Source organism: Streptomyces sp. NPDC051976, from assembly GCF_040680795.1.
Lineage (GTDB): Bacteria > Actinomycetota > Actinomycetes > Streptomycetales > Streptomycetaceae > Actinacidiphila.
The window spans coordinates 18,818-32,917 of sequence record NZ_JBFAXL010000080.1; the positions used below are offsets into that span (position 1 = coordinate 18,818).

Sequence of the window (14,100 nt, forward strand, 5' to 3'; positions counted from 1 at the left end):
TAGGATTGCGCTTCAGCAATTCACCTCACCGGACATGGAGGCGGCCGGGTGCCAGGCATCAGCGATCGAAGTCGGATCTACATCAACGGAGCATGGGTCGACTCGGGGGCACCCGGCCGCATCGACGTGTTCAACCCTGCGACGGGGGACCGCATCGCGGTCGTGGCCGAGGGGACCTGTGCCGATGTGGACACCGCCGTGGCGGCCGCACGGGCCGCGTTCGCCGACTGGTCGGAGCGATCCGGCGCCGAACGGGCTGGCTACCTGGAGAAGGCCCTCAGCCTGGTCGTGAGCCGGATGGACGACTTGGCCGAACTCATCTGCCGAGATCTCGGCATGCCGCTGGAGTTGGCCAAGTCCATCCAGGTCGGCCTCCCAGCGGCGAACCTGGCCACCTTCGCCGAACTCGCGCGCGCCTACTCTTTCGACGGCTTTGAGGTCGGCAACTCGCTCGTCGTGCGGGAACCGATCGGCGTCGTCGGAGCGATCACTCCGTGGAACTACCCGCTGCACCAGATCGTACTCAAGGTGGGCGCGGCGCTGGCCGCCGGCTGCACCGTAGTCCTCAAGCCCAGTGAGGTCACGCCGCTGATCGCCTACGCACTCGCTGATGTATTCGACGAGACAGGGCTCCCGCCGGGTGTTCTCAACCTGGTGAGCGGGTACGGTCCTGTGGTCGGCGAGGCGATCGCCGCGCATCGCGATGTCGACATGGTCTCGTTCACCGGTTCCACGCGCGCTGGCAAGCGGGTCGCGGTGGTCGCGGCGGAGACCGTCAAGAAGGTCACGCTGGAACTCGGCGGTAAATCGGCTGCGATCATCCTGGAGGACGCGCCGCTGGAGGAAGCGGTCGCCGACACCGTACACAAGTGCATGCTGAACTCGGGCCAGACCTGTAGCGCTCTGTCGCGGATGCTCGTGCCGCACACGAAGATCGACGAGGCCTCAGCCATTGCGGCCCGCGTCGCTCGGCAGTTCACTCTGGGCGATCCGATGCTTCCCGTCGTCCGTCTCGGGCCGCTTGTCAGCGACGCCCAACGCCAGCGCGTCGAGCGCTACATCGAACAGGGCGTCGCCGAAGGCGCCGCATTGGTCGTCGACGGCCGCGACGACGGCCATAGGGTCGGCCACTTCGTCGGAGCGACTGTGTTCACCAACGTTTCCGAGGACATGACGATCGCCCGGGAGGAGATCTTCGGGCCCGTCCTGTCGATCATGGGTTACCACGATGAGGACGACGCCGTGCGCATCGCGAACGACTCCGAGTTCGGGCTGGCCGGCAGCGTCTGGTCGGCCTCTGCGGAACGCGCGCTTCGTGTGGCTCGACGGATGCACGCCGGACAGGTCCAGATCAATGACGGACAGTTCAACCCGAGTGCTCCGTTCGGCGGCTTCAAGCAGTCCGGAGTGGGCCGGGAAGGAGGCACGCTCGGTCTCGAGGAGTTCCTCGAGGTCAAAGCAATCCAGCGTTGATTCAGCGCCGCTACGGCCTGGCCTGGCCGGCCGCGCGGGAGCGGGACGGTCACCACGGCGACCGGGCAAGAACGAAATTGCAAAATTCATGCGATCTATCATGTGGAGGGTTCCGTGCGAGGTGCTGTGTTGCGGACGGTCGGTGAGGCGCTCGTCATCTCCGACGACCTGCGTTTGCGGGACCCGGGGCCGGGTGAGGTACGCGTCGCCATGCGGGCCAGTGGTGTCTGCCATTCCGACCTGTCCCTGCAGAACGGCACCCTCACCACCGGCACGCCGCTTCCGATGACCTTGGGTCACGAAGGCTCGGGCGAGGTACTGGAGGTCGGCCCTGGCGTAGTTGGCGTCCAGCCTGGCGACCATGTGATCCTGGCGTGGGTCCCGCCGTGCGGCCGCTGCACAGTGTGCCTGGCCGGTCAGCCGCACCTGTGCACAGAGGTCCAGGAGTCGCGGGCCGGCCTGCCCTCGCGGCTCTCCGATTCCGCGGGCGACATCGCGATCGGCCTCGGCGTCGGCACCTTCGCGGAGGAGACCGTGGTGCCGGCCGAAGCCGTCGTACCCATCGACAAGTCGGTGCCGTTCGAGGTGGCAGGGCTGATCGGCTGCGGCGTCATGACCGGAGTCGGCGCCGTCATCAACACCGCCAAGGTGGAACCGGGCTCCAGCGTCGCCGTCATCGGCTGTGGCGGGGTCGGGATCAACGTGATCCAGGGCGCCCGGCTGTCGGGTGCGAGCACCATCCTCGCCGTTGACCGGGTGCCCGCCAAGCTGGAGACCGCCCTTGCGTTCGGTGCCACACATGCCGTCATCTCCGACGACGCCGCCGAAGCGACACAGTCGCTGACGCGGGGAGCGGGCTTCGACTATGTCTTCGAGGTCGTCGGACGATCGGCGACCATACGGCAGGCCTGGGACATGACGCGACGCGGCGGTGCCGCGGTCATAGTCGGTGCGGGCAGTGCCACCGACCAGGTGACCTTCAGCGCCCTGGAGCTGTTCTACACCGAGCGCAGACTCCTGGGCTGCTTCTACGGCTCCGCGGATGTCCGCACGGACTTCCACCGTCTGCTGGGACTGTGGAAGGCGGGTCGGCTCGACCTGACCGGGTTGGTATCCCGCGAGGTCGGTCTCGACGACGTCAACGACGCCTTCGCCGCCATGGAGAGCGGTGAGGTAGTCAGGAGCGTGGTCCGGTTCTGATCTCGCCGACAGCCGCTACCACAAGGTGCGTCATTAGCCGTGAAAGTTCTTTTTCCGCATATGCGTACATATTTGTCTTGCTGTTCTGTTCGGCCGGGCGTACTTTCCACCGGCGTTGTCCAGCTCCTCATGCTGACTCCGAGGCCCTGAGCAGGAGTGACAATGTTCGAGTCTGCTGATCTACACGAGCCGAATGGCACAGCGCCCATGACTTCGGTCGACAATGCTTTGCGGACTCTGCTTCTTCTTTGGGAGCACCCGTCGGTGCGTGTCTCGGACGTGGCAGCGCAGTTGGGAGTGTCGGTATCCACGGCGCATAGACTGCTTTCGGCGCTCGTTTACCGGGATTTCGCCGAAAAGGATTTGACAACGCACGCCTATGCGAGCGGATCGGTCATGTGCCCTCAATCCAGCGGCCAGGGCGGCGTGGCGGTGGTCGCGCGACCGTATCTTGATCTTCTGAGCCACGAACTGGGGGAGACGATACAACTCCTCGTCCTGCAGGGGCGCAACGTCAGGTTCATCGGCTCGTCGGAATGTACGAAAGCTCTCCGAACGGCGTCTCGCGTCGGGCTTTCGATGCCGGCCCACTGCACATCGGGTGGAAAGGTGTTGCTGGCAGACCTGTCGCCGAACGAACTACGGGCCCTTTGGCCGGACCCGGGTCTCCCGAGCCGTACACCGGACTCCATCACGAGCCGAGGCGAGTTGGAGCGTCAGCTGGCGAGGGTCAGACGCGTCGGATACGCGATGTCGCTGGGCGAGGGTGAGCCCGGCGTCGCTGCCGTTGCCGTCGCGGTGCGCGATCATACCGGGCGGGCTCGCGCCGCGATCGCGGCGTCCGGGCCGCGATCGCGAATGTCCCGCCAGCTGATGATCGCCATGTCAGAGTCGCTCTCCTCGGCGGCCCGTCGAATCTCCGGCAGTCTCTTTTGAGCGATCAACACCCGGTCGGTCTGGGCCGCCGCCGCGGACTCATCGTCCGTTCGAACGCAGGCGTCTGACCAGATACTCCCAGACTTGGTTGACGGCACTGCCGTAGACGTTGTTTCGCTTCTCAAGTGCCTCACGGTCGTCCGACCAGTGAGGCAGTGGGCCGGCCTGGATCGTCAGGATTTGCTGGCTGCAGGCGCGGTCGAGGAGCACTGCGGCCACGACCGCGCTCGGCACATCGGGCCCGACACAAACGATGCCGTGGTTGACCAGGAATATCGCACGTGCGTCACCGAGCGCGGCAGCCATCGCGCTACCCAGCTCCGGCGTCCGAATCAGGTCTGCGGTCTGGGTGAAGTGGGGGACAGCCGGCGGAACGAAGAAGTTCGCCTCGTGACTCACCGGCCGCAGTTGCTGGCCGCTGGCCGAGAGTGCCAGGGCCGCCCGGCTGTGCGTGTGGACCACGGCATGCACATCTGGTCGCGCTCTGAATGTCTCCGTATGAATCGGATATTCCTTGTGCCGGGCGCCACCGCCCTCGATGACTGCGCCGTCGTATCCAACGAGATGCACGCGCTCCGCGGTAACTTCCTCCATCCCCCAGCCGCTGTGCTTCAGCCACGCTCCCCGGCCGTCCGGGTCCCTTGCCGACACGTGTCCCCAAACCAGGTCTGCGTGCCCGGCCGCGCCGAGGACTTGCGATGCGGTCGCGACGAGCTCGCGGATATCGGCGCTCATGCGAAGCTCACATGGACGTTCTTGGTCTGGGTATAGGAGAGAAGTTCGTGGATGTCTTCTTCGCGTCCGAGACCACTATCCTTGAATCCGCCGAAGGGGGCGCCCGGAGTGTGCCGCGACACATCGTTCACCCAGACGTAGCCGGCTTCGACGTCCCGCGCGAATCGCAGCGCGGTGGACAGGTCTCGCGTGAACACACTCGCCGTCAGACCGAAGCGAACGTTGTTCGCGATTCCGACGGCCTGGTCGTAGTCCGAGAACGGCATCGCCGCCAGGACCGGGCCGAAGATCTCCTCCTGCGCGAGCCGCGACTCCGGTCGTACATCCGTGAACAGAGCCGGCCGGACATAGTGTCCGCCGGCGAAGACCCCATCCGACAGCGTGTCACCGCCGACGGCCAGTCGCGCACCCTCTGACTTGCCCAGTTCGATGTAGGTCTTCACCTTGTCGAACTGCGATCCATTGATGATGGCGCCGGTCTCGGTGTCGGGATCGTCAGGCACTCCGGACCGAAGCGCATCGACCTTGGCCGAAAGGACCCCCACGAAGCGGTCGTAGATGGCTTGGTGCACCAGCAGCCGTGAGGTCGATCCACATGACTGGCCCTGCCAAGTGAAGTTCATACCGCGGACCGCGGCGTCCACCGCGGCCTTGAGGTCCGCATCCGGAAAGATGACGAGCGGGTTCTTGCCGCCGAGTTCCAGGGTGACGGACTTCACGGCGACATCGGCGGCCCGCGCTTGGATGGCTCGGCCCGTGTCGGCCGCACCGATGAACGCGAGCCGGCGGACGTCGGGATGAACGACCAGCGCATCGCCCGCAGTAGTACCGTATCCGGTCACCACGTTCAGAACGCCTGGCGGGAAGATTTCGCTGGCGAACTCGGCCAACCGAAGGGCCGAGAGACTTGTGTGCTCGCTCGGCTTGAGGATCACAGTGTTGCCAGCAGCGAGAGGTGCTGCGATCTTCGACGCCGCGAACATGAGCGGATGATTGAACGGGATGATCCGGGCCACCACGCCGTACGGCTCACGCGACGTGTAGTTGAGCCGGTCGAACGACGTCGGAATCGTCTCGCCGCGGGTGTGGAGCACGAGGCCGGCGAAGTATCGCAGCTGAGCCGATGCGACTCTGGCATCGTTGCGCATCTCCCGGATAGGGCTCCCATTGTCCTGCACGTCCAACAACGCGAGTTCCTCGGCGTGCTCGTCGATCGCCGTCGCGAGCGAGAACAGTGCCGCGGCCCGCTGGTGTGGTTCCAGGCGACGCCACGACGGATACGCCTGCCTGGCTGCGCTGACCGCGTCGTCCACGTCGCTGGCGGTCGCGTTGGGAATACGGGCGATAAGCTCGCCATTGGCCGGGTTCACCGCATCGATGGTGCCGCCGTCGGATGCCGGTCGGGCCTTGCCACCGACAAACATGGGACGCGTGTCCACAACGTTCTTCATCGTGTCTCCCTGATGCTTGAGCGGGATCGCTGGACGCCGTTCGCCACGGCGGGAAAGTCACCCGACCGCCGGTGGCACACCGGCGGCCGCGAGAATCGTCGAGATGTCGCTGTCAGCCGAGTCCCGGACATTGTTCGCGCGGAATACATGGGACCTGCTTGCGGCCAGCATCGCCGCGCCCGCTTCAGGGCCCAGATCGTTGGGCTCGAACTTTCCGGGGAAGGCAACTGCGTCGAAAAGCCCGGCCGCTGATTCGAGATACGCCTGGTGACGCTTGTCCATCGCGTCTCGGTTGAACTGGCCGACGTGCAGCAGCAAGGCGCCGTTCTGATATCCATGAGGCAGGCCGACCGAGGGCGCACAAGACAGCGCGTGCACCAGTCCCAGGCCGGTGTTTCCGCAGGCGAGGTTCGCGGCGCAACTCGCCTCCAGCAGACGCTGCAGCGTCTCCGGCTCCCGGTCTTCGAGAGCACGCGGCAGATCCGCGAAGATCGATTGCGCGGCGTGCTCAGCGAGGGAGTCCGTGAAAGATGTGCGCCGTCGCGTCCACAATGCCTCCAGGGCATGCGAAAGCGCATCGATGGCGGCGTACAGCATGGGCGTGCGGGGCAGCCCGGCTAGAAGGGTGGCGTCCAGTATCGCGACAGTCGGTTCGTATCCGGGGCCACGGATGATGATCTCCCGGTCACGGCCAGGCTCGTGAAGCACAAGCGCGTTTGAGACCTCGCCGCCGCTGCCGGCCGTCGTGGGAACGGCGATGGTAGGCGCCGGTCGGTTCGGCACTTTGCCGGTACCTTCGTAGTCGAGCAGTGGTCCGGGATTCGTCAACCGGATGGCGATCGCCTTTGCTGCGCACAGAGCGCTGCCGCCGCCAACGGCGAGCACCGAGTCAGCGTTCCACGCGAGTGCCTGTTCCGCCGCGCGCTCGGCATCGCTGACGCCGGGGTCGGGATCGACCAGCACGATTCGTGATGTGTCCAGTTCCCCGTCCGCCGCGCTGATGACGTCTAGGACGCCGTGCTCGACCAGGCTCCGGTCGAGTACGGCAACAAGACGCCTGGTGCCCAGCTCACCGATTTCATCCGGAAGTTCCCGCAGCGCCCCCAGCCCGGTGATGATGCGGGTGCCGGTCGCGAAGGTGAGGCTAGTCATCGGGCCCCAGCGCTCCACACGGGCGCCCTTCCGCTGCTCGCTGCATCGCGCGTGTCGGGCACGGAACCATCGGAGCGACAGGCGCGCTTTTCGTGCAACACAAAACGCCTCCTCATGAAACAGAGTTGTCGAATTCGCACCATGCGGTACGCGTTCAAGCCAGAAAAATTCGACGGTGTCCCGCGGCATCTGGTTTTGCGCGGCGCGGGACCCGCAGGGCTATGGGGATTTTATGATGGCCTATCACTCCGGTCGAGCTACCGTTTCCTTCATGCGGAAACGGTGGCTACCAATCGCGTCCTGGACCTCTGATGTTCTCTGCTTCCCGGGGCCACGAGAGGTGTGCTATCGCCCTGCTTCGAGATGACGTCGCGGATTGCGCACAAGCATGGCGTCGATGTGGTCCTCGGTCAGCCCCGCCTTGAGGAAGGCAGGCAGAACCTGCTCACTGATGTATCGGAAACTCCAGTCGGAACCCAAAGTTTCGCGCTTCTCGGCGTTGGTGTAGAAGTCGATCCAGCACTGATAGTCGTGGGCTATCACAATCCGGTCCAGGTAACCGCGGCGGACCAGTTCGACGATGACGGACACTCGCCGAGCCAGCGGGAGCAGTGTGTCGACTCCGAACCGGTCCATCCCCAGATAGGAGCCAGCGTCGGCCAAGGCACACAGATAGTCCAGGTCCGCGGTGTCGCCGGAGTGTCCGATGATGACCTTGCTGAGGTCGACGCCCTCGGACCGCAAGACGCGCTGAGCGATCAGCCCGGTTCGGTCGATCGCGCTCGTGTGGACCGTGATAGGCGCCCCCGTTTCGATGGACGCCTGCCCCACCGCCCGCATTGCCCTTTCAACGCCTTCGGTCAGGCCCGGCTCGTCGATCGCGCATTTCAGGAAAGCGGCGCGTACCCCGGTGTCCGCGATTCCGTCCACGATGTCCGAAATAAAAAGAGATGTCATGGGTTCTGGCTTGTCGACCAGGCACCCCGGGCCTCGGTACTGAAACTGGAGCGGAAGGTCGTTCATGGTGTACACGCCGGTCGCTACGACAATATTGAGAGGAGTCTGAGCGGCGACTCGCTGCATTCGTGGGATGTATCGCCCCAGTCCGAGGACCGTCGGGTCCATTATCGTGTCGATGCCGGTGGCGTGGAGTTCGTTGAGCTCGTCGACGGCCGCGGCCACTCTCGCTTCCTCGTCCCACCCGCCCGGATAGTTCAGTCGATATTCCTCACCCGAGATAAACACATGTTCATGGACAAGGGTGCGGCCGAGTTCGGTAGAGTCGAGAGTTCCGGTGACGGTGGGGATCGCAGACATGGTACCTCCGATAAGAGCCCGGAAAAACCCGGTGGCCTTTTCTGTCGGGCAACGTCACCCATTCGGTATTCTTGAAGGCGGTTCACACCCGACCTGTGTGTAGCCGCGCGGACCGTCAAACGGTCTTTCTCCTGGACGGAAAATGTCGATGCGCAGATCTACAGTCCGCCCGCGATCTGACGCGCCGCCCACAAAAGCCTTTCCGAAATCGCGATCATGAACCTGCACCGCATCCTTGAGTGTGGCCCCGACGCAGCCATCGCGGCCACGGCGTGTCCGGAGGCGTCGCGGATCGCGACAGCGACGGCCGCGACGTCGCGTTCGCTTTCACCGACAGACATCGCATACCCCCGCCGCCTGACCGTGGCGAGCTCGGCCTCCAGCTCGGATCTGCTCGTGATGGAGTTCTGCGTTCGCGAGGGCAGATGCGTGTCGCGATACAGTGACCGAAATTTCGCGGGTTCCAGATCCGCCAGCAGTACCTTCCCCCCCGATGAGCAATGGGCGTGCATCGACGACCCGACGCGGGAGGCGGTCCTGAGCGCCTTGCCACTCTCGGCCGCGCCGACGAACTTCACCTCTCTGCCCTGCAACACCTCAAGCTGAATGGTCTCGCCCAGCTCGCGGCTCAAGAGCTCCATATAAGGTCGTGTCGCCGCCACAATGTCGATTGCGCCGAAACCACCCGAGCGCGCCCGCACGACCGACCCGCTTGAGTAGGCATGGGATGCGGGATCCTTCTCCGCGAAATCCCGGTAGACCAGCGCCGAGAGCAGGCGGTGCGCGCTGGATACGGCGATGCCGAGTCGACTCGCCACCTCGGACACGCGCACCAACGGGCGCTCGTTCAGGAGCAACAGGATCCGCAGCGCGTTGTCTACCGACGCCATCGGCGGGAGCTTGTCGCCGCCGGCGTCTGTCCGGCAGGCGCGGAGATCCGAACTGGTTCGTCCGCCCTCGCTGAGATCTGCCCTCACTGTCATGGGCGGGTGGCATCCGTGACGGTCGCGAGACCGAAATGGCACACCGTACCCCGGTGTTCGCCCTGCTGACCATTCATGACATGTCCCCTCCGAGACCTTGGCCCAAGCATCGTCAACTCGGCTACGGCAAGGAAGCCACCAGTGTAGGCACGCCACTCCCTCGACCGATGGCCCACTTTCCGCAGACAGGAAAACCCGTCTCGACAGCCCGAAAACGCCCGCTTAGCCTCGTCCAAAAGTGGCGTCGCTGCTTCGTTGCTGCTGCAGTACTGCGCCAGAAACGCCGACTGTCGCCCGCCTCGAACGAGGCGGGCAGCTCAGCCCCCGACACGTGGTTCCCGCGCGACAGCAACACCGTTACTCATACGCATCAGGAGCGCAGTAATGGACATAGGCACCGAGACGCTGTACGTCGGCGTCGACACCGGCGGCACATTCACTGACCTGGTCGTGATGGATAGGGCGGGTCGTGTGCTGACGAATAAGGCGCCCACAACCCCGCACTCCCTGGAGGAGGGAGTCTTCGCTGCTCTTGAGCTAGTCGCTGAAGAGCGGGGAGAGTCGCTTGAGGAGATGCTTTCAAAGGTCGAAAGCTTCGGTCACGGAACGACTCAGGCGACGAACGCACTCATCGAGCGACACGGCACAACCACCGGGCTGATCACGACAAAAGGCTTCGGCGACACGCTGATAATCCAGCGTCTGATGGGCTTCACCGCGGGAACGCCGACCGAGTCTCTCGGCCAGTTCAGGAGCCGGAGCTATCCCATGCCGATCGTCCCGCGGCAACTGATCGCCGAGGTGCCGGAGCGGGTTGACCAGGCGGGAAACGTCCTCGTCCCGCTCGACGAGAAGGCCGCCAGGGCCTCCGTCGAGCAGCTCATCGAGGGCGGAGCCGAGTCCTTCGCGGTGTGCTTCCTGTGGTCCTTCCGGCATCCCGAGCACGAGCGACGGGTCCGCGAGATCATCCTCGAAATGGCTGGAGACGCCGCGTACGTCAGCGTCTCCAGTGAGGTGAGCCCCGTGCTCGGCGAGTACGAGCGAACGGCGACGACGGTGTTGAACAGCTACCTCGGGCCGACGGTGGCGAGATACCTGGAGCGGCTGGAGAGCAGCCTGAAAGCGCGCGGCCTACGCGGCCGTTTCAGCGTGCTCAACAGCATCGGCGGCGTGATGAGCGCCAGGGACGCGGCCTCGCGGGCCGTGCTCCTTCTCGCCAGTGGACCGACTGGCGGCGTGATCGGATCGCGGTACCTCGCCTCCGAGCTCGGGCACCCCAATGTCATCACCACTGATATGGGAGGGACGAGCTTCGATGTGGGACTGATCGTCGACAAGCGTCCGGTGGTCTCGGGTGTGACCGAAGTCGGCAAGTACCACGTATCGGCTCCCATGGTCGACATTACCGCGATTGGCGCGGGCGGCGGATCGATCGCCCGGGTCGTCGACGGGAAACTGCTGGTCGGGCCCGAGAGCGCCGGGGCGTTTCCCGGTCCGGTGGCGTATCGGCGCGGCGGCACGCGCGTCACGGTGACCGATGCCGACCTCGTGCTCGGGATCATCGACCCGCTGACCTTCCTGGGAGGCCGGATGAATCTCGACACTCAGGCGGCCGAGGCCGCCATCCACGAGCAGATCGCGGGGCCGCTCGGACTGAGCACGGTCGAAGCCGCGGCCGGCATCCGCCGAATCGTCGACTCGAAGATGGCGGACACCCTGCGCGAGCTCACCGTCGGACGCGGCATGGACCCACGGGACTTCGTGCTCTACGCCTATGGCGGCGCAGGGCCGATGCACTGCGCCGGCTTCGGAGCAGACCTGGGTGTCACGCAGATCCTGGTGCCCGCCACCTCGATGACGCATTCCGCCTACGGTGCGCTCGCATCGGACATCCACCACTCCGCCGAGATCTCTCGCCTTCTGCGGACGGCCCCGGGTAACACCGCGCCGTGGCAGGACCTTGACACTATGCGGATCGCCGAGGTCTTCGCCGACCTCGAGCGCATCTGCCGGGGCAAAATCCGCGAGAGCGATGTGCCGGAAGACCAGATCGAGATCACACGCAGCGCCGATGTCCGATACCGGAGCCAGACGCACGAGCTGATCACCCCCGTGGGTGACGGTCCTTTCGACTCCGACGCGGCCAAGCGACTCATCGAGGACTTCGAGGAGACGTACGAGCAGACGTACGGTCGCGGAGCGGCGTTCCGCGAGGCTGGCATCGAGCTGACAACGTTCCGGGTGGAGGCCGTCGGGCACACGCCGAGTCCGGCGTTCGCCGTGCTCGAGTCCGAAACCCGTGAAGCGCTCGAGGGTTCGACGCGACCCGTCTATGACGCGGACAGTGGCGGATGGGTCGACGCCACGATCGTGCGATGGTTCGCGCTGCACAAGGGCGTACAGATCCTCGGCCCCGCGATCGTCGAGCACCCCACCACGACCGTCTACATCGGTGCGAACCAGAACGTCACGATCGACAACATCGGCAATCTTCTGATCACTCCATCGATTTGAGGCTTCGCACCATGAACTCGAAGGTCATCGACAACCTTCCGGAGATCGACCCGATCACATTCGAGGTCGTTCGCCACCGGTTGTCTGCCATCACGGAGGAACAGGCGATCACGCTCCAGGCGGTGTCTGGATCGCCGGTGGTCACCGACGCGACAGACTTCAATGTCGGCACCTATCTCGCAGATGGAGCGATCGTGACGATGGGGCCGCAGGTGCTGTTCCACTCCGGCTCCATGGCCAGCGTCGTGCGGAGTATCGTCAAGGACTTCTCGGTGAATCCCGGTATCAGGGAGGGCGACATGTTCGTCCTCAACGATCCCTATCGCGGCGCCCTCCACCAGCCTGATGTCTCCGTGGTTGCTCCGGTGTTCTATGACGGGGTCCACATCTCCTGGGTGGGATGTTGTGCGCACCAGCTCGACATCGGTGGGATGAACTTCGGCAGCTGGTCCATCAAGGCGACCGACATCCAGCAGGAGGCCATGCTGCTGCCCGGTGTCAAACTTGTCGAGGGCGGGCAGATCCGCGAGGACATCTGGCAGATGATCATGGGGATGACCCGCCTGCCGATGGCGGTGGGACTCGATCTCAAAGCCATGATCGCGGCCAACACCGTCGCGGGGCGCAGGCTCGGCGAGTTGTGCGACCGCTACGGAGTCGACCAGGTCCTGCGCGTGATGGAGATGGAGATCGAGCATTCCGAGGACCAGCTCCGACGCCGGCTCAAGGCACTACCTGACGGAACGTTCCGCGCGATCGACTACCTCGAGCATGACGGCCACGAGAACCGTCTCTACGAGTACCACCTCGCACTGACCAAGTCGGGTGACGAGCTCATCTTCGATTTCGAAGGTACGTCCCCCCAGGCGCCGGGCTTTATCAACGCCACATACTCCGGGCTGGTGGGCGGGGTCTTCACCGCCGTACTGCCGATTCTCGGCTCGGGGCTGCGGTGGAACGAGGGTCTCCTGCGCCCGCTGACGATCCGTGCGCCCAAAGGCACCGTCGTCAACGCGAAGTGGCCGGCCCCCGTTTCGTCGGCGACGATCGGCTCTATCTGGGTGGTCACGAACGTCAGCGTGGCCGCACTGTCTCGTCTCGCCGTTGTGTCGGCGGAATCCGAATCGGACGCGACGGCGGTCACCAAGGGGTCGATGACAGCGCTGGTCCTCTCGGGGAGCAACCGGGACGGCCAGCCATACGGCAACTTCCTCCTCGACTCGACCGCCGGAGGCGGGGGCGCGTACCACGATCACGATGGGCTGAACGCGTCGGGGGACTTCTGCGTGCCTCGTCCAGCGATCACGAATGTCGAGAGCCACGAGGCGACCGGCCCGGTGCTGTATCTCTATCGGGCCCTCATCCCGGACTCGGGGGGACCAGGTCGTCAGCGCGGCGGCGCGACAGTCGGCCTCGCCTTCACTCCGCACGACGTCGCCAGCCTGGAGACCATGATCGTCGGCCACGGCGTTGAAGTGCCGAACAGTGTGGGGCTGTTCGGGGGCTACGAGGGGGCGTGTAACCGCAACGAGGTACTGAAGGGTATTGACGGGCGGTCGCCGATCGGCGCGGTAACCGACTTCGGCGCACTGGCCGCCTGGCCCGGCGAGAAGGTCGAACTGGGGGCCAAACCGGGGTTCTTCACCCTACGCCAGGGTGATGTACTCGCCTACAGCTTCCAGGGCGGTGGTGGGTTCGGGGACCCGATCGATCGTGATCCGCAGGACGTCGCGGCCGACGCGGTCGACGGCTACGTCTCCGAACAACAGGCCGACAAAGTGTATGGCGTTGTCGTGGATCGCTCCGGCGGTGTCAATGAGTCCGCGACACAAGCGCGGCGCGCGGCGGTACTGCGGGCGCGCATCGGACACGCCCCGAGCACGACACGCTCCTTCGTGGACGTTCCGGGCTCGCGGGCGCTGGCCCCGTCACTGCTTCTGCTCGACGACGGAGCTGTCGTGTGCCGATGTAGCCATTCGTTCGGCCCGGGATTTGACTGGAAAGCCAGAGCGGTCCGCCGTGTCGTCGACCCGCTGTCACACGGCCCGTACATCCGCCTACATATTGAACTCGAACTCCGCGAGTTCGCGTGCCCCGCATGCGGAACACTCCTTGAATGCGAGGTGGCACACATCGCCGCGCCGGACCTCACGAGTGTTGAACTCGACTGAGCGGGCAGGCGCTGTCCGTTGGGACGCGACCCGGCTCAAGGCGTCCTAATACTCCAGTTGCGCTTCTCCATTTTCCCTGGTCTTGTGTCCTGAACATGAAAAGGAGTTGGTCGTAGGCAACTTCTGGAAGTGATGCTGTGCGGAAGATGAAGGTTTTGTGGCCCTTCA

At 65.0% G+C, this 14,100-nt stretch carries 10 protein-coding genes; 5 read left to right on the top strand and 5 right to left on the bottom strand.

What is annotated here, in order from left to right:
• The first annotated feature begins 57 nt into the window (after positions 1 to 57).
• The 3 genes from AB0M29_RS40975 (at position 58) to AB0M29_RS40985 (ending at position 3,609) form a co-directional block, all read left to right on the top strand.
• Entirely contained in the window at positions 58 to 1,473 is a 1,416-nt protein-coding gene (locus AB0M29_RS40975) for an aldehyde dehydrogenase family protein (RefSeq protein WP_365391988.1), read from the top strand.
• A 114-nt stretch (positions 1,474 to 1,587) separates the two neighbouring features.
• Positions 1,588 to 2,673: a Zn-dependent alcohol dehydrogenase gene (locus AB0M29_RS40980; protein ID WP_365391971.1), complete on the top strand. Its 1,086-nt coding sequence runs from the start codon at positions 1,588 to 1,590 to the stop codon at positions 2,671 to 2,673.
• Between the two features lie 207 nt (positions 2,674 to 2,880).
• On the top strand, positions 2,881 to 3,609 hold the full coding sequence (locus AB0M29_RS40985) for an IclR family transcriptional regulator (RefSeq protein ID WP_365391973.1): 729 nt from the start codon (positions 2,881 to 2,883) through the stop codon (positions 3,607 to 3,609).
• A 39-nt stretch (positions 3,610 to 3,648) separates the two neighbouring features.
• Here the strand turns inward: AB0M29_RS40985 and AB0M29_RS40990 are convergent, their stop codons facing one another.
• The 5 genes from AB0M29_RS40990 to AB0M29_RS41010 form a co-directional block, all read right to left on the bottom strand.
• A complete protein-coding gene (locus AB0M29_RS40990; RefSeq protein ID WP_365391975.1) occupies positions 3,649 to 4,344 on the bottom strand; it encodes a class II aldolase/adducin family protein in 696 nt (231 codons plus the stop codon).
• The gene (locus tag AB0M29_RS40995; RefSeq protein WP_365391977.1) at positions 4,341 to 5,795 is read right to left on the bottom strand and encodes an aldehyde dehydrogenase family protein; all 1,455 of its coding nucleotides are present in this window, start codon (positions 5,793 to 5,795) and stop codon (positions 4,341 to 4,343) included. Before AB0M29_RS40995 ends, AB0M29_RS40990 begins: the two co-directional genes overlap by 4 nt.
• A gap of 57 nt (positions 5,796 to 5,852) precedes the next feature.
• Positions 5,853 to 6,947 (bottom strand): iron-containing alcohol dehydrogenase, encoded by a 1,095-nt coding sequence (locus AB0M29_RS41000; RefSeq protein WP_365391978.1) that lies wholly within the window; start codon positions 6,945 to 6,947, stop codon positions 5,853 to 5,855.
• A 345-nt stretch (positions 6,948 to 7,292) separates the two neighbouring features.
• Positions 7,293 to 8,264 carry a phosphotriesterase-related protein gene (locus tag AB0M29_RS41005; protein WP_365391980.1) on the bottom strand — a complete coding sequence of 324 codons (972 nt, stop codon included), beginning with the start codon at positions 8,262 to 8,264 and terminating at the stop codon, positions 7,293 to 7,295.
• A gap of 158 nt (positions 8,265 to 8,422) precedes the next feature.
• Positions 8,423 to 9,154, bottom strand: coding sequence for an IclR family transcriptional regulator (locus AB0M29_RS41010; protein ID WP_365391982.1), 732 nt, complete (start codon positions 9,152 to 9,154; stop codon positions 8,423 to 8,425).
• Positions 9,155 to 9,631: 477 nt separating this feature from the next.
• Between AB0M29_RS41010 and AB0M29_RS41015 the strand changes: the two genes are divergently transcribed.
• A complete protein-coding gene (locus tag AB0M29_RS41015; protein WP_365391984.1) occupies positions 9,632 to 11,761 on the top strand; it encodes a hydantoinase/oxoprolinase family protein in 2,130 nt (709 codons plus the stop codon).
• Between the two features lie 11 nt (positions 11,762 to 11,772).
• Positions 11,773 to 13,932, top strand: coding sequence for a hydantoinase B/oxoprolinase family protein (locus tag AB0M29_RS41020; protein WP_365391986.1), 2,160 nt, complete (start codon positions 11,773 to 11,775; stop codon positions 13,930 to 13,932).
• Positions 13,933 to 14,100 lie beyond the last annotated feature (168 nt).

Bases quoted from the DNA above. Each gene is read 5' to 3' on its own strand.
- AB0M29_RS40985 (WP_365391973.1), top strand. From the start codon at position 2,881: ATGACTTCGGTCGACAATGCTTTGCGGACTCTGCTTCTTCTTTGGGAG.
- AB0M29_RS40990 (WP_365391975.1), bottom strand. From the start codon at position 4,344: ATGAGCGCCGATATCCGCGAGCTCGTCGCGACCGCATCGCAAGTCCTC.
- AB0M29_RS40995 (WP_365391977.1), bottom strand. From the start codon at position 5,795: ATGAAGAACGTTGTGGACACGCGTCCCATGTTTGTCGGTGGCAAGGCC.
- AB0M29_RS41000 (WP_365391978.1), bottom strand. From the start codon at position 6,947: ATGACTAGCCTCACCTTCGCGACCGGCACCCGCATCATCACCGGGCTG.
- AB0M29_RS41005 (WP_365391980.1), bottom strand. From the start codon at position 8,264: ATGTCTGCGATCCCCACCGTCACCGGAACTCTCGACTCTACCGAACTC.
- AB0M29_RS41010 (WP_365391982.1), bottom strand. From the start codon at position 9,154: ATGGCGTCGGTAGACAACGCGCTGCGGATCCTGTTGCTCCTGAACGAG.
- AB0M29_RS41015 (WP_365391984.1), top strand. From the start codon at position 9,632: ATGGACATAGGCACCGAGACGCTGTACGTCGGCGTCGACACCGGCGGC.
- AB0M29_RS41020 (WP_365391986.1), top strand. From the start codon at position 11,773: ATGAACTCGAAGGTCATCGACAACCTTCCGGAGATCGACCCGATCACA.